We start from the raw sequence: 17,157 nt of genomic DNA, 5'->3' as shown, positions 1-17,157 counted from the left end.
TGATTCTAGTCGTCCACACCCCTATCCTCGCAGGTTCCTTTGGCGCAAAAGAATTAGGCAGGTTTCCTGGCTCATGGTCATTGCTTCCTACGTCTTCCCATCATATGACAGTGACATTTTGTAGGTTGCTCCCATTTACAGTGGCGGGACCGCGTTGGCTTTTAACCAAACTTCCCTTTTAAGCTAAAAACCTTAATAGATTTTCAGCACCTATTCTTCAATATTTTATTATGATAGACCTATTATATAGGAAAGATAATAAAATGTATCATTTTCTTACAAATTTCTTCAAAAAAATTTTATTATTCGAAACTTCTGCATAAGTTAGCCATTTCAATTGCTCCAGTTGCAGAGTCCCAGCCTTTATTTCCAGCTTTCGTTCCGGCACGCTCAATCGCCTGCTCAATGGAATCAGTTGTTAAAACACCAAACACAACAGGGATGCCACTGCTTAAATTAATTTTAGAAACACCTTTGGCAACTTCACTACATACATAATCAAAATGAGGAGTCGAGCCACGAATGACCGTCCCTAATGTAATAATGGCATCATATTTTTTACTATTGGCCATTTTTTGAGCAACTAAAGGTATTTCAAATGCACCTGGCACCCAAGCAACATCCACGTCTGTTTCGCTTACACCATGTCTTTTGAGGGCATCCTGTGCGCCACTTAGCAATTTGCCTGTAATAAATTCATTAAATCGTCCTACCACGATACCAATCTTTAAACCTGAGCCTACTAAATGACCTTCATAAATTTTTCCCATGATAATACCTCCAACTTTCGTGTTGTTTATTTTAGTTTTACATTTTCCTTTTGTTTTTCCATTTGCAATGGAACAGTTTCAACGACTTCGAGATCATAACCTTTAAGGCCCTTAATTTTCCTCGGGTTATTCGTTAACCATTTCATTTTTCTAACCCCTAAATCTCTTAATATCTGGGCACCAATGCCAAATTCACGTAAAGCTGATTCATTTGACCCCACTTGCTCATTGCCTGCTTCATGGTGCTGATATGACTGCAATTTATTAATTATTCCATTACCACCTTGACGCATATATAGAAAAACTCCACTACCTTCTTGATTAATTTGACTCAAGGCAGCATTCAATTGTGTCCGGCACTCACAACGGTCAGAACCGAAAACATCGCCTGGTATACACTCTGAATGAACGCGGACAAGAATAGGTCTTTCCGGATCAATTTCACCTTTTATTAACGCTAAATGTTCTTTTCCGTCCAAATCGTTTGAATAACCTGCAGCTTTAAAAATACCAAAATCAGTTGGTAGATTTATTTCCACTTGACGACTAACCAGCTTGTCTTTTTTATTGCGATATTCAATCAAGTCCTTAATGGTTATCAATTTAACGTTTAGTTCATCAGCTATTTTCCGTAATTGAGGAACTCGTGCCATCGTTCCATCTTCATTCATGATTTCACAAATGACTCCTGCAGGCTTAGAACCGCATAATCTTGCCAAATCCACTGCTGCTTCAGTATGACCTGTTCTTCTCAACACGCCCCCATTTTTCGCCACCAAAGGAAAAACATGGCCAGGTCTCAAGAAATCGGAAGGCTTTGCTTCCGGTTCAAGCATGCTTATGATGGTTGCAGAACGCTCAAACGCTGATATTCCCGTTGTTGTGAATTTATGATCAATACTGACGGTAAAGGCCGTTCCATGTGCATCTGTGTTATTTGCCACCATTGGAAATAGTTCTAGTTTTCGGGCTAACTCCTCATCAACGGGTACACAAATTAAGCCTCTGCCGTGCGTAGCCATTAAATTGATGACCTCGGGTGTAGCTTTTTCAGCCAAGGAAATAAAATCTCCTTCATTTTCTCTATCTTCGTCATCGCAAACAATGATGACTTTACCGATTTTTAAATCCGCTAATGCTTCTTCGATAGGATCAAACATGTTATCTCCCCTTTCTCTATTAATGTATATGTAACTAATAAAACCCATTTTCCTCCAGGAATTGTGCGCTAATACTTGAAGCCTTCTTGTTGCTTACATTCGTTGATCCAGCGGATAAAAAATGCCCGACATACTTTCCAATCATGTCGCATTCTAAATTAACAATATCTCCTGGATCTTTTAGTCCTATAATACTTTCAGACAATGTATGGGGAATGAGTGATAACGTAAAGGTTTCATCGGTTATTCCAAATACCGTTAGGCTTGTACCATCTACGGTAATCGATCCCCTAACGATTACATACCTGAGTATGTCAACCGGTGCTTCAATTTCGTAATATATGGCATTTTCAAGTTCCTTTTTACTTAAAATCAATCCTGTTCCATCAATATGTCCGGATACGAAGTGACCTCCAAATCTCCCCCCGGCTGCCATTGCCCGTTCTAGATTTACCTTAGAGCCACGCTTTAGCGCACTTAAACTTGATGCTTTTACAGTTTCTGGCATGACATCCACGGTAAACTGCTTATTAGAAAAACTAGTGACAGTTAAACATACACCATTTACAGATATACTGTCCCCAAGATGGATGTCATCTAAGATCTTATTTGCTTTAATCGTTAAAACAAAAGACGTTCCCGTTCGCTGGATATTTCCTACTACACCTAGTTCTTCAATAATACCGGTAAACATTGCTTTTACCTCCCTTCTTATTCTTTGCAAGGAATGCAAAAATTTTTCATTACTTTATACATAGCTGAAAAGAATCATAAAAGGACCCTGAAGAATGGAAACATCAGGGTCCTTGGAAAAAGGCAATAAGAAAATAAGGCTTAAAAAAGGGTAGACTTCGCCCTTTGTTAAACTAAACTTTTTCCTTCTCCCATCCAGACTTTAACTGTCGGCTCTGGAGTTTCACCAGATCCACCGCTTAAACATTCGTCTAAACGGGTCACGGACTAAGAAGCTTTGCTTCATCACCGCCGGTTAGGAATTTCACCTGACCCCGAAGGAATTATTCAACTATATCATTAGTGTACATTATTATAGCAAGAAATGCTAAAAATAAAGATTATTTTCGTCATTTTCCTCCTTTTGCAAATAATTTACTTATAATTATCTTTTCCCAAAGCATCCATGGTAAAAGATTCTTCAAAACAATTGAAGCTTTTACTCCACGGCCAATTGGGTATCTCATTTTGGGATTTTTCATTTCTGCTATCTCGACTATTTTTTTCGCCACTTCAAGCGGGTTACCAAAACTATCTTCTCCTTGTGCAATATAGCTTTCAATACTTTTCATATAATCCTGATAATGAGAGTGTGACTGCATTGATTCTATAGCTACCTGTTTGCCTGTTGACCAAATATTTGTTTTGTAGGAACCTGGTTCGATCAATACGACCTTCACTCCATATGGCTGCATTTCTAAGCGAAGACTTTCACTCCAGCCTTCGATGGCGTGCTTGGAGGCAATGTAAGGTGATAATCCCGGAAAAGCAACCTTACCGCTTATACTGCTTAAATTAATGATACACCCCTGACCTTGTCTTCTCATCATGGGCAGGAAAGCTTTCGTAACTGCTATAACACCAAAGACATTTGTGTCAAACTGTTTTCGATACTCCTCCATCGATATTTCTTCAACAAAACCTGCACCCGCGAAGCCAGCATTATTAATTAATATATCTATTCTTCCGAAATCCTCGGATATACGTGATTGGAACTTTTGGATTGACACTTCATCGGTAACATCTAGTTCATGAACGATGATCTTGGATTCAACTCCATACTTCCTAGCCTCTAGTAATAGGTCAGTGTTTTTGCTGCCATTTCTCATCGTAGCAATCACAGTAAAACCCTTTTTCGCTAACTCAATTGACGTGATTAATCCAAAACCACTTGAGGTACCGGTTACGACAGCTGTTTTGTTATTCATATGTTTATCTCCCTTTAACTTAAGCTCCCATCGTTTTGTTTAAAATCTTTACCTTTATAGGTCTGCGTAAAGATTTCGCTTTATTGATAAAAAGCTCTGATAAAACGTAACCGTGTTTTTTTTATTAGGGGTGCTCCAAGGACTAATATACTTTTCAAAAAATCCTTTACCAAACTGACCACTTTTAAATTTCGGATTAGACTGCTCATCAATATAAATACTTTTAATTTTACTCGCAGGGATTTCCATTGTTATGTAGTTGTTCTTTTCCTTCACAATTAATTCATGATGGGTATTAATGATTGTAGCGATGTTTGCGATGACCTCCTGTGATTTTTCATAACTAATTCCCCTGGTCGTGACAGCTAATGCAAAAGGTTCCGCATCAGACACGATTCCAACATCATTGTAAATTAGATCCTTTGGAATCATCCCAACTTTATGAGCAATTTTCTTGTTAGGTATTCCTTTAGGGATGGTAGTGTTATAAATGGTATTTTCGAGATAGTCTAATAATTTTTCTCCATTTTCACTTACCTGAGAAAAATGGTATGCTTCATTCGCATAGAGAATTAAATCACTCGCGGACGTTACATTCTGCCCGCCTGGATAGGCATTTGTGGCACCTAAACTTTTCATAAATGCAATGAAATGATTCTGACCCACTCGTTCCTTAAGCATAATAAAAGCTATATTATCACTATAGACCATCGCTTTCTCTACAAGGTCTTCGATTGTATAACTACTCCCAATCTTATCATTTTGAATGACCCCACTTCCACCGAAATAATGATGAGGTTGATAAGTTAATTTTTCAGTTAACTCGAGTTCACCTTGGTCAGCAAGTTTCATTATGTATAGAGCTAGGGGGAATTTAATGGTACTAGCGGCTGGTATTTGCTTCTCACTATTTAGGGAATAGGTCGTTCCCGATATCAAATTCTGATAAAGAACTGTAATCTTCCCTTGCCAAGGATTTATGTACTCTTCCAATTTTGTCTGCAACTCTTTTAGATTATCATCAGGTTCTTTAGCGTGGCCATACATACTTTGAGAAATTACTATTAAAAAGCTAAGTATAATAATAATCTTTTTTTTCACTGCCTCTTCCCCCCTAGTAATGAAATTAGTTTAATATAAGGGAAGTGCAAATGTTGTCGGAATTTTTATACTATAATAATTTATTCAGAAAACAAAAAGAAACTTACTCCTATTTTCAAGCACTTGTTAATTTAAGAAAAAATAGATTATACTGTATATAAGGTCGTATATATTTTCAGGAGGATTTACTTATGTCAGAAAACAATCAAACAAACCAAAACGAAGAACCTAAAAAGAAAATGAGTCTGCAGGAAGCAATGAAGCAGCAGCTAGAAAATAAAAAGAATAAAGCAGCAGCCGGAAATAACAGTGGTAATAGCCTTCAAGATACAAAAAAAATGAAAAGCCAGATGACTAAAAAAGTGAGTAATACACGTAGAAAAATGGGTGTTTAATGAACGGGAAAAATAGGAAGGACATCATTGCTGGAACCGAGGTTGCTATTGTTTTAAAGGCTGATCAAAGAACCGGGAAGCTGACAAGAGGTGTCGTAAAAGATATTTTAACAAACTCGAGCACCCATCCACATGGAATTAAAGTAAGGTTAACGGATGGTCAAGTTGGCAGAGTACAGGAAATAATTGCTTCAAAGTCTTAATACTGAGTAAAATAAACCTTCATAAGGTATGCCTCATCTAAGTTTAGTCTATAATAGAAATAACCATTTTACTTATCACATATTGAACCTCCACATAGTAGTGGAGGTTTTTTTTTGCATTAAAAAAACAGACTCACCATTTGGAGTCTGTTTTGAAGGTTGAAGGTAGATTATGCTTTACGTACGTTAACCGCTTGTGGACCACGTTGTCCATTCTCGATTTCAAACGTCACTTCTTGACCTTCATCTAACGTTTTGTAGCCTTCGCCTTGAATAGCTGAGAAATGAACGAAAACATCGTCTCCTCCATCACGCTCGATAAATCCAAAGCCTTTTTCACCGTTAAACCATTTTACTTTACCATGTTCCATTTTTGTAGCTCCTCCTAGCATGTAACAATTACATGAAATTGCAATATAGTCTTGCCCGATTATTATAACCAAGAGAAATTAATTTTAAACAATTTCCACTTGTATATTAAGTATTTCACAATTGTTTTAATTTTATTTTGGCTGTGTTAAACCTGGCTGTTGATTCGAGCTCCAGGCGCTACGCTTTCCGCGGGCGTTCCGGGGAGCCTCCTCGACGCTGAAGCGCCTGCGGGGTCTCCCCTGCCCCGTCCTCCCGCAGGAGTCGAGCGCCTTCCGCTCAAATCAACAGGTTTTAATATCAACAATATTCTTTAACACAGCCTTATTTTTAAAAAATAAAATTGACCGGATATTGTTGTTATCATCTTATACAATATTAATTAAGAACCCATTTACGGATTGCTTTTGCCACGCCATCCTCATTATTCGTTGACGTCACCCAAGCTGCAGCATTCTTTACAATTTCCTGGGCATTTCCCATCGCTATTCCTAATCCGGCTTCTTCAATCATCGCTAGATCATTAAGACTATCACCCACCGCCATAACATTCTTCATGTCAATTCCGAGACGCTCACATACTAGCTTAAGCCCTCTCGCCTTATTAATTCCGGAAGGATTTACCTCTATATTTGTTGGAGTCGAGTTACTTAATTCAAACTCTTCTCTAGCCTGGAGTTCTTTTAGAATTGTATCCCGTGTTACTTCATCCTTACTATTAAAGCCGAATTTCAACCATTCTTCTGCATGGATATCATCAGGCATTTCATCAATCCAGTTACGATTTGTCGTAATCGCCCAGTACCTTACCTGATGCTTATGGCTAAGTTCTAACATCCATTGAATGGATTCAGATTTCACAAGATTTCTTTCCACTAATCCTCTTTTATCATCCCAAATTTCACTTCCGTTTACCGTCACTAAATAAGAGCTTAGCGAAAGTGAGTCAGCATGACGCTCACACTTTCTAAGCGAGCGACCTGTGCTTAAAACTACATAAACTCCAGTTTCCTGTGCTTCTTTAATGGCCAGTTGGTTTGCCTCCGAGATTTCATGTTGATCATTTAATAGCGTTCCGTCCATATCAAGCGCAATTAATTTAATCTCATTATCATTTAGATAATTCTCCATATATGTTCAACTCCTTTAAAACTATACATTTATTAGAGTAACACCAAGTTGAATGATCGCAAAATATTGCATAAAGAAAATCCCCACGATTTTTCGCAGGGATTTTTCATTATGACTGGTTGTTTTATTCCATTTATTTATTCATTAATGATGGTGGTGATGGTCACCTTTTGATGGATTTGTTATCAGCCATTCTTCTTTTGGAACATGGAACATTTGAATCCAAACTCCATCTAAAAATTCATCACGTGTATCAAGGATAATATCAACATCCTTGTCGGTTTTAACCACTTCATCATGTTCAGTTGGTGTATCAAGCATTAAATCATAATGAGCATGATCACCATGCACATTGGTTACATAAACTCGGAATAATTTCCCTTGAGCTTCTTCACCTTCCATCATTTTTTTCAACGCTTTCGCAGCATGGCGATTGATTTTGACTTTCATATGTGTCTCTCCTATTCCTATGTATTCATATACATTATCCCATTAATATATAAAAATAGACAAATTTTTATACGTGTATTCCCCAAAGGATTCCTATCCTTGGAATAAAAAACCTTAACAAATTTGTCACAAATTTTTCAAAAATCGTATATAAACATCACACCTTTGTTGTTAATATTGTGGTACGGAAATAATAACACTAATTATGTAATTATTATTAGGTAGTAATTAATTCAGATAATTCCATCTGAATTTGTGAACAAATTCACGAACAACTACAATGACATTTAATGAGAGGAGTTAAAAAACATGCACAAAAAGGGTTTTAAAGTGGCTTTCTTTTCAGTGTTTTTTACAATCATCACCGTATTATCTGGCTGTGAACCATTACTTGTATTGGACCCTAAAGGTCCTCAAGCAGAAAGGCAAGCCAGTGATATCCTTATGTCCATTGGACTAATGGCTGTGATAGTTATAGTGGTTTTCTCAATGTTAGTCTTCATGTTGGTAAAATACCGAGCTTCTAAACAAAGAGCAGATTATGAACCACCACATATTGAAGGCAACGTTTGGGTGGAGGTCGTAATGGTAGGTATTCCAGTATTAATCGTTGCATTCCTTTCTTATGTATCCGTTCAAAGTAACTATATTGTTGAGGCAAAACCAAAGGGATACGAAGACACTAAGCCTTTAGTAGTTTATGCTTCATCCTCTAACTGGAAATGGCACTTTAGTTATCCAGAAGAAGGAATTGAAACAGTTAACTACTTATATATACCAACAGACCGAGCACTTGAATTCAGACTTTATTCTCACGGACCTATTACAAGCTTCTGGATTCCGCAATTAGGCGGACAAAAATATGCCATGGCTGACATGGTAACAACCTTACATTTAGCGGCAGATGTTCCTGGAGAGTTCATGGGAAGAAACGCTAACTTTTCAGGTAAAGGATTTGCTGAAAATACCTTCAACGTAACAGCAATGTCTCAAGATGATTTTGACGATTGGGTAAAAGAAGTTAATGAAACTGCAAAACCAATTACTGAGGAAAAATTCGAGGAACTTTTAGTACCTGGACATCTTGGGCAGCAAACATATACTGGGACACACCTAGAATTTTCGCCGCCTCCAGCCGGTCATAATCATAACGAAGAAGAATCATCAGAAACAACTAAAACAGAATCTCACACAGATTCCCAAACAAAACACGAAAGTACGAGTCATTAATTTAAACAAGTAATCTTCCATTGAAAGGAGATATTTATAAATGGATTTCTTTGATCGATTTGCCGTTCCACATCCAAGTATTGCGATTTATGCCTCAATGGCAGCCATAGGGCTTACCATCATCGCAGTGATTGCCGGGATAACTTATTTTAAAAAATGGGGTTACCTTTGGCGTGAATGGTTAACAACCGTTGACCACAAACGAATCGGTATTATGTATCTGCTCTCTGCCCTCCTCATGCTATTTCGAGGTGGCGTAGACGCTATAATGATGCGTGCCCAGCTGGCTGTTCCAGAAAACACCTTGCTTGACGCACAGCATTACAATGAAATCTTCACAACACACGGAATTGTTATGATTCTCTTCATGGCAATGCCATTCATTATGTTCTTTATGAACTTTGTTGTTCCATTACAGATCGGAGCACGTGACGTGGCATTTCCACGTTTAAACGCATTAAGCTTTTGGCTATTCTTTATGGGTGCGATGTTATTTAACATTTCATTCGTTGTCGGCGGCTCGCCTGACGCAGGCTGGACATCTTATTTTCCGCTTGCAGGTAACGAATTTAGCACATCTGTAGGTACCAATTATTATATGATAGCGATCCAAATTGCGGGTATTGGTACTTTAATGACCGGTATTAACTTTATCACTACTATTCTCAAAATGAGAGCACCTGGTATGACATTAATGAAAATGCCTATGTTTACCTGGTCAGCTTTAATTGCGAACGTGATCATCGTTTTCGCATTCCCAGTTTTAGCCGTTTTACTTGCAATGGGAACATTGGATCGTCAATTTGGAACAAATTTCTTCACAATGGATAATGGCGGTATGGATATGCTCTGGGCCAACATTTTCTGGGTTTGGGGACATCCTGAAGTCTATATCCTAATCTTGCCGGCATTTGGTATTTATAGTGAGGTTATCTCAACGTTTGCACGTCGTAACCTGTATGGCTATAAATCTATGGTTGGTTCGATGGCGATCATTTCCCTTCTTTCCTTCTTTGTATGGGCGCACCATTTCTTTACTATGGGGCAAGGAGCATTAACCAACAGTATCTTCTCGATTACAACTATGGCGATTGCTGTTCCGACAGGAGTTAAGATCTTTAACTGGCTGCTCACCTTAAGAAAAGGAAAGATTGTTTTTACCACACCAATGCTTTACAGCATGCTTTTCATTCCATTGTTTACACTTGGCGGAGTTACCGGGGTAATGCTTGCGATGTCTGCGGCTGACTATCAGTATCATAATACGATGTTCTTAGTTGCTCACTTCCATAATGTTATTATTCCAGGTGTTGTCTTCGCAATGCTTGCAGGGCTTCATTATTATTGGCCAAAAATGTTTGGCTTCTTGTTAAATGAAAGACTTGGAAAATGGACTGCATGGCTGCTTTCAATCGGCTTTATCTTATCCTTCATGCCTATGTATATTTCAGGTTTGGATGGTCAGGCACGCCGAATGTACACGTACTCTGAAGCTGCTGGATTTAGTCTAATGAATATGATTTCATTTGTAGGAGCGGCAATCATGGCCATTGGCTTTGTGTTAATCGTCTACAATATCTACTATAGTACTCGATATGAATCCAGAGACATCAGTAACGATCCTTGGGATGCTCGTACACTTGAGTGGGCTACACATACACCAGTACCAGAATACAATTTTGCGATTTTACCAGATGTCCGTACGAATGAAGCATATTGGGATGCGAAAAAAAATGGTCATGTCCTATTTAAAGGTGAATTCAAAAAAATTCACATGCCAAATAATAGCGGTATCCCATTCATCATGAGCTGTATTTTCTTTGTTTGGGGCTTCTCCTTTATTTTTAGCTTGTGGATTCCTGTCATTGTTACGACTTTAGGAATTTTCGGATGTATGGCCCTAAGGTCATTTGAACAAGACCACGGCCGTTATATCTCTGTAAAAGAAATTGAAGAAACAGAAACAAATTTGCGAGGTGCTTAAAAAATGAAAATAGATAACTCGCTTCCATTGGAATATAGTACCGAAGAAAACAGTTTAAAAATCTTAGGATTTTGGATTTTCCTTGGGGCAGAGATTATGCTTTTCGCTACCCTGTTTGCAACCTATTTCACTTTAGAAAATAGAACTGGCAGCGGACCAACTGGAGCAGAGATTTTCGTAATCACACCTGTGCTCCTTGAGACATTTTTATTATTAACAAGTAGCTTTACGGTTGGTCTTGGTATTCATGCGATGAGAATTGGAAAGCAAAAGGCTATGATTTCTTTCTTCTCAATCACCCTTCTTCTTGGGCTTGCCTTTTTAGGTGTAGAGATTTTTGAGTTTGTTACGTATGTTCACGAAGGAGCAGGAATTCAAACGAGTGCCTTTACTGCAGCACTCCTAACAACATTAGGCACACATGGTGTACACGTTACACTTGGCTTATTTTGGGGATTATTCATTATCCTTCAAGTGAAAAAACGTGGATTCACTCCACAGACAACCAATAAAGCATTCATCTTTTCGCTTTATTGGCATTTCCTAGATGTCGTTTGGATTTTCATCTTCAGCTTCATCTATTTGAAAGGAATGATGTAATATGAGCCAATTATTTCCAATGAAACAAGTACTTGGTTTTGTATTTTCCTTACTCCTGACAACTATTGCTTTAGCTGTTTACTTTTTAGATATGTCATTTGCAGTAGGAATGACCATTCTTCTTGTAACAGCATTTATCCAAGCAGGACTCCAGCTCGTAGTATTTATGCATGCTGGTGAGACAAAGGATAAAGGTGCAATCTACACCAATGTCTTTTATGGCTTAGTCATCGCACTCGTTACTGTACTTGGAACGTTGCTTGCAATGGTTTGGGATATGTAGATAAAGTAATCATAAAGAAACGCTGTTGATTTTTACATCAACAGCGTTTTTATATTCCTTTGTTACAGTCATATAGGTGTAATTTTCACTATATACTAACCTTGAAGTAATTTTTGAAAGGAGTGAATACCATTAGTATCCTTGTTGAAAAATCATGGAATGATATTGCTGAGTATTTTCCTAAGGAGACCCAAAAGTATATAAAAAGAAGTGTAAGAACTACGCAAGTGTTAACAACCGATTCCGAACCCGAAGTTGCACCAACAGCGAAAGAACTTGTTTGGACAAAAAATAAGACAAAGCTATACCGCTATATCCCCCAACAGCCAAAAAGATTTAAAATACCGCTACTATTGGTCTATGCCCTCATTAATAAACCATATGTCCTAGATTTAACTAAAGGTGGCAGCCTTATCGAGTATCTGGTTAACCGTGGTTTCGATGTATACCTCCTTGATTGGGGAACACCTGGTATCGAAGATAAAAATATGAAACTTGATGATTATATTTTGGACTATATCCCACGAGCTGTTAAAAAAGTTTTGAGAAAATCAAACGCTGCTGAAGTCTCCATCCTAGGCTATTGCATGGGTGGAACCATGACTTCTATTTTTGCAGCACTACATCCAGAACTCCCAATCCGCAATCTAATCTTTATGACCAGCCCATTTGACTTTTCGGATACAGGTTCTTATGGAGCGATGTTAGATGAACGTTATTTTAATATTGATAAGGTAGTGGATACCATGGGTAATATACCACCTGATATGATTGACTTTGGTAACAAAATGATTCAACCAATGGCAAATTTCTATGGCCCATTTATTAGTCTATATCAGCGTGCTGACAATGAAGATTTTGTAAAAGGCTTTAAACTTTTACAAAAATGGCTTAATGATGGCATCCCCTTTCCTGGCGAATCCTACCGTCAATGGATTCGGGACTTTTATCAAAAGAACAAGCTGATAAAAGGAGAACTTGTCATTCGTGGTCAAAAGGTCAACCTGAGAGAAATCACAGCAAATGTGTTAAATTTAGCTGGGCAAAAAGATATCATTGCTCAACCTCATCAAGTCGAGGCTTTAATGAATGCTATCTCCAGTAAAGATAAATTATACAAAAATTTGCCAGTTGGTCATACCTCCATCACATTTGGAGCCCAAGCTGCAAAAATAACATACCCCACTATCGGAGATTGGCTGGCTGAGAGGTCAATTGCTTAGTAAAATATAGTTATCAAAGAATAAAAATATCAATAAAATACAAATCGCCGACGGGAGATAATATTTCCCGTCGGCGATTTCATTTTAAAATTTTCTTTTGACTATTTTCAACAAATTTCATGATAAATGCAATGTCTAACATTTTTTGTTAATATTTGTAAGTGTAGAGCAGAAGTTTTTTCAAAATAATTACCACACCAAAAATTACTAAAAACTTGAACGTTGTATAGATCACTTCTGCTATAAAACTAGACCTCCATCAACACTTAAGACTGCCCCATTAATGTAATTGGCTTGATCAGATGCTAGAAAAAGATAAGCAGAAGCAATATCTGCTGGTTTACCAAGCTTCTTAAGAGGGGTTTTTTCCTTCATACTGTTAAGAATTTTCTCTGGAACTGCTGCAGTCATCCCTGTTTCAATGAATCCCGGTGCAACAGCATTTACCCTGATCCCTTTTGGCCCGAATTCTTTTGCCCAGCTTTTTGTTAAACCAATCACTCCAGCCTTAGTGGCTGCATAATTTGTTTGACCAATATTTCCGTATAATCCCACTACAGAAGAAGCGTTAAGAATAACACCAGACCCCTGGTTTAACATGATTGGCGCAACCGCTTTTGTACATTTAAATACTCCTGAAAGATTAACGGCAATCACTTTTTCCCAGTCTGTTTCCTTCATTTTTGTTAGAAACCCATCCATAGTAATCCCGGCATTGTTGATTAGAACATCAATCCTCCCGTGCTTTTCAATCGTTGTTTGGACCATTTCTTCTATTTGCGAACTGTCAGTGACATCCACCTTCAAAAAGGTCAGATTCTCATGATTTAGCTCCTCAAGTAATTTCCTGCCGGCTGAATCGTCATAATCGCATATCACTACCTTGGCTCCTTCTTGAAGAAATTGTATTGCCGTTTCTTTTCCGATACCCAGAGCGCCACCAGTAATAACAACCACTTTTTCCTTGAATTGCAAATACATCACCTCTTGTTGAGATTATTCATCTTCACACACCGGCAATTTATTATTCAACAATTCATACTATTCTTACAGTTGAAAGAAAAGAACAAATCGTAATCCCACGTTCTACATAACACGAACCTATAGGAATAAACTGAGTTTAATAAAGTTTACTATTTTAATATAAAAAAAGTGTCGATATATGTATTTAACACCTAGCGAAAGCAATACTTAAGATTCACAAAAAAAGTGAAGAATTTTGTCAAAAAAGGCATTAATATTTTAAGACAATTTCGAATATTTGCCCTTCATTTCTTTCTTGGTAATTAGTATGATAGACATGTCGATTAAAACAAACAAGGAGGAATAATAATGACTTTAGAAACAAACCTTTTTGATATCTGGAAGGATTACTATGCTAAGTCCAGCAGCTATTTTGATGAAACGATTAAGGAGAACTTCCCATCTAAGGGCATTGCCCAAGTAATGGAAATGAATCTTATGTACAAAAAATTAATTGATGAAAGTACTGAAAAATACCTAGAAATAGTGAATATTCCATCTCGTAATGATCTTGCCAATCTATCTTCATTAGTTGTCAATGTTGATGCAAAAGTTGATAACTTAGAAGAATTATTGGAAGATAGCAGCGCCAATCAAATAGACCCTTCTAGTTTCAAACAAGAATTAGCCGCAATTAAGAAGGATATGAAGAATCTCGATAGTAAAATGAATCAAATTCTTACCTTGCTAAAAGTATCAGAAGGAACAAAATAATTCATTGTAAGGATATGTTATAAATTGATTAGATCATTAGAGAGTTAATGTACTTATCTAGTATTAATGGAGGCATTAAAATGACAGAATTACGTGACAAAGTAGCGATTGTGACAGGCGGCAGCAGAGGGATCGGTGCATCAATTGCACTGGAGTTAGCTAGAAATGGTGTGAAAATTGTACTTAATTATGTAACTCGAAAAGAATTAGCCGAAAAAATCCTAGCTGAAATAAATGAGTTTGGCGGAGAAGCCTTGATTGTTCAAGCGGATGTTTCCAATTGTGAACAAGCGAACTACCTCATTCATGCAACAGTCGAGCATTTCGGCAAATTGGATATCCTAGTAAATAACGCAGGAATTACAAGAGACAGTACATTTAAAAAGCTTACTGAAGAAGACTGGAGAAAAGTAATTGATGTTAACTTAAACAGTGTTTTCAATACAACATCTGCAGCATTGCCTTACCTTCAGGAATCGGATGCAGGACGCATTATCAATATTTCATCCATTATTGGGCAAGCTGGCGGATTTGGGCAAACGAACTATGCAGCGGCAAAAGCCGGCCTTATTGGATACACCAAATCACTTGCTCTTGAACTTGCCAGAAGCAATGTAACGGTAAATACAATTTGTCCTGGATTTATTGGAACCGAGATGGTTCAAGCAATTCCAGAAAAAGTTCTCGAGAGTATTGTGGCAAAAGTTCCCCAAAAACGTTTAGGAAAACCGGAAGAAGTTGCACGTGGCGTTGTGTTCTTATGTAAAGATGGTGATTATATTACAGGACAGCAACTAAATATTAATGGCGGATTATATATGTAAGTGTTAGTAAGATTTACATATCGATTTTGTATTAATAATGGAAGGAGTGAGCAGCTATCAATACGCTTACGACAAATGAATGGGAAAAATACGCTCAATTCTATCCCGAAGAATATCAAAAATTTCTAAAACGGATCAATAGGGCTTCTGAAGTGCTTACATCTGATGGCGAACCTGAAGTAGCTCCAACACCAAAACAAGTCGTTTGGACGAGAAATAAGACGAAGCTATATCGTTATATTTCCGATCAGCCAAAAAAACATAAAATTCCATTACTCATGGTATATGCCCTCATTAATAAACCATATGTCTTGGATTTAACAAAAGGCGGTAGTTTAGTAGAATATCTAGTTAATAAGGGTTTTGATGTTTATTTACTTGATTGGGGTACACCCGGTTATGAGGACCGCCATATGAAACTAGATGATTTCATAATGGACTACATCCCGCGGGCTGTAAAAAAAGTAATGAAAAAATCCAATGTTGATGAAGTGTCCCTCCTCGGATATTGTATGGGTGGCACGATGACATCCATTTTTGCTGCATTACATCCTGAATTACCGATCCGTAATCTTGTATTCATGACTAGCCCATTTGATTTTGAGAATTCCGGGTCTTACGGTGAAATGCTAAATGAGAAATTTTTTGATGTTGATAAAGTAGTAGATACACTCGGTGTTATTCCACCTGAAATGATTGACATGGGAAATAAATTAATGAAACCAATGGCAAATTTCTATGGACCTTATGTTAGTCTTGTCGATCGAGCTGATAATGAAAAGTTTATTAAAAGCTTTAAACTGCTGCAAAAATGGTTAAATGATGGCATTCCATTCCCTGGTGAGGCCTATCGTCAGTGGATAAGAGATTTCTATCAGAAAAACAAGCTGATTAAAGGTGAATTAGTTGTTCGTGGTCAAAGAGTTGATTTAAAAAATATCAAAGCAAATGTCCTGAATCTATCCGGACAAAATGACTTGATCGCACAACCGCATATGGTTGAAGGATTAATGGATTCTATATCTAGTATGGATAAGCAATATTTGAATTTACCAGTAGGTCATACGTCCATTACATTTGGCAGTCAAGCAACAAAAATAACGTATCCCACCATTAGTGAATGGCTGTCTGAACGGTCTAACTGATTTTAAGTACTAACAGATGAGTGCTCCTTTTAAAGAGCACTTTTTTAATTACCATAAAGATAGTATTAATATTTATTATATTAAATTTTTTATAGTAGTCAAGTAGTTTTATGAAAGCGGATACAATAATTGTAAAAGCTTTATTTCTACGTTAACTTCAAGCTAATTATTAATTACTCACTTAAGCATGGCACTGAAACTCCTATTGCAAGGGTGCACCATTTTTTGGTTTAAATGGGACTACCTTCGTTCCCCTATTTGTTCTTTCTAACATCTCATCTGTTACGACCAAAAATACTCCAATTAGAAAAATAAATACAGCCCCTACAGATGTACCAATTCCTATTGGAATCAACAAGTTGAAATCGGTTACAACAAAACCCAAAATAAAAGCCATAACTCCAATTGTAAGAACGGAAAGACCAACATAAGTCACAGCATTAAGTAATTTCTCCCTTGTCCCCATAACAACATATCCCCTTTCTATATATTATTAATTATTCACTGTGTTCACAAAATTGTCAAACTTTTTTTAAAAACAATTCATTATTCTTGACTTTTTCTTTTCTTTAAATGTTTATTAACTTTATTGCAAGAAACAAAAACAAGCAA

General features: G+C 37.2%; 20 protein-coding genes and 2 riboswitches. Of the genes, 10 read left to right on the top strand and 10 right to left on the bottom strand.

Annotation, left to right across the window (positions count from 1 at the left end):
* Window positions 1-39: 39 nt before the first annotated feature.
* Window positions 40-229: riboswitch (cobalamin riboswitch) on the bottom strand.
* Window positions 230-302: 73 nt separating this feature from the next.
* The 5 genes from ribH to V7124_RS02350 form a co-directional block, all read right to left on the bottom strand.
* The gene (gene ribH, locus V7124_RS02370; protein ID WP_335409418.1) at window positions 303-770 is read right to left on the bottom strand and encodes a 6,7-dimethyl-8-ribityllumazine synthase; all 468 of its coding nucleotides are present in this window, start codon (window positions 768-770) and stop codon (window positions 303-305) included.
* A 26-nt stretch (window positions 771-796) separates the two neighbouring features.
* A complete protein-coding gene (ribB, locus tag V7124_RS02365) occupies window positions 797-1,930 on the bottom strand; it encodes a 3,4-dihydroxy-2-butanone-4-phosphate synthase (protein WP_335485491.1) in 1,134 nt (377 codons plus the stop codon).
* A gap of 34 nt (window positions 1,931-1,964) precedes the next feature.
* Window positions 1,965-2,624, bottom strand: coding sequence for a riboflavin synthase (gene ribE / locus V7124_RS02360; protein ID WP_335409415.1), 660 nt, complete (start codon window positions 2,622-2,624; stop codon window positions 1,965-1,967).
* A gap of 178 nt (window positions 2,625-2,802) precedes the next feature.
* Window positions 2,803-2,949: riboswitch (FMN riboswitch) on the bottom strand.
* 63 nt (window positions 2,950-3,012) lie between these two features.
* On the bottom strand, window positions 3,013-3,870 hold the full coding sequence (locus tag V7124_RS02355; RefSeq protein ID WP_335485489.1) for an oxidoreductase: 858 nt from the start codon (window positions 3,868-3,870) through the stop codon (window positions 3,013-3,015).
* 54 nt (window positions 3,871-3,924) lie between these two features.
* Window positions 3,925-4,971 carry a serine hydrolase gene (locus V7124_RS02350; protein ID WP_335409411.1) on the bottom strand — a complete coding sequence of 349 codons (1,047 nt, stop codon included), beginning with the start codon at window positions 4,969-4,971 and terminating at the stop codon, window positions 3,925-3,927.
* A gap of 191 nt (window positions 4,972-5,162) precedes the next feature.
* Here V7124_RS02350 and V7124_RS02345 point away from each other — a divergent pair, with 191 nt between their 5' ends.
* Together V7124_RS02345 and V7124_RS02340 are read left to right on the top strand one after the other, a co-directional pair.
* Window positions 5,163-5,366, top strand: coding sequence for a hypothetical protein (locus tag V7124_RS02345; protein ID WP_335409409.1), 204 nt, complete (start codon window positions 5,163-5,165; stop codon window positions 5,364-5,366).
* Window positions 5,366-5,569: a YwbE family protein gene (locus tag V7124_RS02340; RefSeq protein WP_335409408.1), complete on the top strand. Its 204-nt coding sequence runs from the start codon at window positions 5,366-5,368 to the stop codon at window positions 5,567-5,569. Before V7124_RS02345 ends, V7124_RS02340 begins: the two co-directional genes overlap by 1 nt.
* 170 nt (window positions 5,570-5,739) lie before the next feature.
* Here the strand turns inward: V7124_RS02340 and V7124_RS02335 are convergent, their stop codons facing one another.
* The 3 genes from V7124_RS02335 to V7124_RS02325 form a co-directional block, all read right to left on the bottom strand.
* A complete protein-coding gene (locus V7124_RS02335; RefSeq protein WP_045515670.1) occupies window positions 5,740-5,940 on the bottom strand; it encodes a cold-shock protein in 201 nt (66 codons plus the stop codon).
* A 376-nt stretch (window positions 5,941-6,316) separates the two neighbouring features.
* The gene (locus tag V7124_RS02330) at window positions 6,317-7,069 is read right to left on the bottom strand and encodes a Cof-type HAD-IIB family hydrolase (protein ID WP_335409405.1); all 753 of its coding nucleotides are present in this window, start codon (window positions 7,067-7,069) and stop codon (window positions 6,317-6,319) included.
* Between the two features lie 144 nt (window positions 7,070-7,213).
* On the bottom strand, window positions 7,214-7,519 hold the full coding sequence (locus tag V7124_RS02325) for an iron-sulfur cluster assembly accessory protein (RefSeq protein ID WP_335409403.1): 306 nt from the start codon (window positions 7,517-7,519) through the stop codon (window positions 7,214-7,216).
* Between the two features lie 309 nt (window positions 7,520-7,828).
* Here V7124_RS02325 and qoxA point away from each other — a divergent pair, with 309 nt between their 5' ends.
* From qoxA to phaC (V7124_RS02300), 5 genes are all read left to right on the top strand, one after another.
* Window positions 7,829-8,749: a cytochrome aa3 quinol oxidase subunit II gene (gene qoxA / locus V7124_RS02320; RefSeq protein WP_335485485.1), complete on the top strand. Its 921-nt coding sequence runs from the start codon at window positions 7,829-7,831 to the stop codon at window positions 8,747-8,749.
* 40 nt (window positions 8,750-8,789) lie between these two features.
* Complete coding sequence (qoxB, locus tag V7124_RS02315; protein ID WP_335409398.1) at window positions 8,790-10,733, top strand: cytochrome aa3 quinol oxidase subunit I; 1,944 nt, start codon at window positions 8,790-8,792, stop codon at window positions 10,731-10,733.
* A gap of 3 nt (window positions 10,734-10,736) precedes the next feature.
* Window positions 10,737-11,333 carry a cytochrome aa3 quinol oxidase subunit III gene (qoxC, locus tag V7124_RS02310; protein ID WP_335485482.1) on the top strand — a complete coding sequence of 199 codons (597 nt, stop codon included), beginning with the start codon at window positions 10,737-10,739 and terminating at the stop codon, window positions 11,331-11,333.
* 1 nt (window position 11,334) lies between these two features.
* Window positions 11,335-11,616, top strand: a complete 282-nt coding sequence (gene qoxD, locus V7124_RS02305) for a cytochrome aa3 quinol oxidase subunit IV (RefSeq protein WP_335409395.1) — start codon at window positions 11,335-11,337, stop codon at window positions 11,614-11,616.
* Between the two features lie 122 nt (window positions 11,617-11,738).
* The gene (gene phaC / locus V7124_RS02300) at window positions 11,739-12,839 is read left to right on the top strand and encodes a class III poly(R)-hydroxyalkanoic acid synthase subunit PhaC (RefSeq protein WP_420490498.1); all 1,101 of its coding nucleotides are present in this window, start codon (window positions 11,739-11,741) and stop codon (window positions 12,837-12,839) included.
* A 240-nt stretch (window positions 12,840-13,079) separates the two neighbouring features.
* Here the strand turns inward: phaC (V7124_RS02300) and fabG are convergent, their stop codons facing one another.
* The gene (gene fabG, locus V7124_RS02295; protein ID WP_335485478.1) at window positions 13,080-13,814 is read right to left on the bottom strand and encodes a 3-oxoacyl-ACP reductase FabG; all 735 of its coding nucleotides are present in this window, start codon (window positions 13,812-13,814) and stop codon (window positions 13,080-13,082) included.
* A gap of 357 nt (window positions 13,815-14,171) precedes the next feature.
* On the opposite strand from fabG, the gene V7124_RS02290 reads away from it, so the two are divergent.
* The 3 genes from V7124_RS02290 (at window position 14,172) to phaC (V7124_RS02280) (ending at window position 16,545) form a co-directional block, all read left to right on the top strand.
* Complete coding sequence (locus V7124_RS02290; RefSeq protein WP_335485475.1) at window positions 14,172-14,576, top strand: polyhydroxyalkanoic acid synthase subunit PhaR; 405 nt, start codon at window positions 14,172-14,174, stop codon at window positions 14,574-14,576.
* 80 nt (window positions 14,577-14,656) lie between these two features.
* Window positions 14,657-15,400: an acetoacetyl-CoA reductase gene (gene phbB, locus V7124_RS02285; RefSeq protein WP_335485473.1), complete on the top strand. Its 744-nt coding sequence runs from the start codon at window positions 14,657-14,659 to the stop codon at window positions 15,398-15,400.
* 56 nt (window positions 15,401-15,456) lie between these two features.
* Window positions 15,457-16,545: a class III poly(R)-hydroxyalkanoic acid synthase subunit PhaC gene (gene phaC / locus V7124_RS02280; RefSeq protein WP_335485739.1), complete on the top strand. Its 1,089-nt coding sequence runs from the start codon at window positions 15,457-15,459 to the stop codon at window positions 16,543-16,545.
* A gap of 202 nt (window positions 16,546-16,747) precedes the next feature.
* Here phaC (V7124_RS02280) and V7124_RS02275 read toward each other — a convergent pair whose 3' ends face one another.
* Window positions 16,748-17,011, bottom strand: coding sequence for a hypothetical protein (locus V7124_RS02275; protein ID WP_335409387.1), 264 nt, complete (start codon window positions 17,009-17,011; stop codon window positions 16,748-16,750).
* Window positions 17,012-17,157: the final 146 nt, after the last annotated feature.

It is taken from the genome of Neobacillus niacini, assembly GCF_036961885.1.
In the GTDB taxonomy this organism is placed as follows: Bacteria; Bacillota; Bacilli; order Bacillales; family Cytobacillaceae; genus Neobacillus; species Neobacillus niacini_H.
This window is presented reverse-complemented; position numbering and strand designations above follow the sequence as displayed.

Coding starts and splice junctions, on each gene's coding strand:
- ribH (WP_335409418.1), bottom strand. CDS start 770: ATGGGAAAAATTTATGAAGGTCATTTAGTAGGCTCAGGTTTAAAGATT.
- ribB (WP_335485491.1), bottom strand. CDS start 1,930: ATGTTTGATCCTATCGAAGAAGCATTAGCGGATTTAAAAATCGGTAAA.
- ribE (WP_335409415.1), bottom strand. CDS start 2,624: ATGTTTACCGGTATTATTGAAGAACTAGGTGTAGTAGGAAATATCCAG.
- V7124_RS02355 (WP_335485489.1), bottom strand. CDS start 3,870: ATGAATAACAAAACAGCTGTCGTAACCGGTACCTCAAGTGGTTTTGGA.
- V7124_RS02345 (WP_335409409.1), top strand. CDS start 5,163: ATGTCAGAAAACAATCAAACAAACCAAAACGAAGAACCTAAAAAGAAA.
- V7124_RS02340 (WP_335409408.1), top strand. CDS start 5,366: ATGAACGGGAAAAATAGGAAGGACATCATTGCTGGAACCGAGGTTGCT.
- V7124_RS02335 (WP_045515670.1), bottom strand. CDS start 5,940: ATGGAACATGGTAAAGTAAAATGGTTTAACGGTGAAAAAGGCTTTGGA.
- V7124_RS02330 (WP_335409405.1), bottom strand. CDS start 7,069: ATGGAGAATTATCTAAATGATAATGAGATTAAATTAATTGCGCTTGAT.
- V7124_RS02325 (WP_335409403.1), bottom strand. CDS start 7,519: ATGAAAGTCAAAATCAATCGCCATGCTGCGAAAGCGTTGAAAAAAATG.
- qoxA (WP_335485485.1), top strand. CDS start 7,829: ATGCACAAAAAGGGTTTTAAAGTGGCTTTCTTTTCAGTGTTTTTTACA.
- qoxB (WP_335409398.1), top strand. CDS start 8,790: ATGGATTTCTTTGATCGATTTGCCGTTCCACATCCAAGTATTGCGATT.
- qoxC (WP_335485482.1), top strand. CDS start 10,737: ATGAAAATAGATAACTCGCTTCCATTGGAATATAGTACCGAAGAAAAC.
- qoxD (WP_335409395.1), top strand. CDS start 11,335: ATGAGCCAATTATTTCCAATGAAACAAGTACTTGGTTTTGTATTTTCC.
- V7124_RS02290 (WP_335485475.1), top strand. CDS start 14,172: ATGACTTTAGAAACAAACCTTTTTGATATCTGGAAGGATTACTATGCT.
- phbB (WP_335485473.1), top strand. CDS start 14,657: ATGACAGAATTACGTGACAAAGTAGCGATTGTGACAGGCGGCAGCAGA.
- V7124_RS02275 (WP_335409387.1), bottom strand. CDS start 17,011: ATGGGGACAAGGGAGAAATTACTTAATGCTGTGACTTATGTTGGTCTT.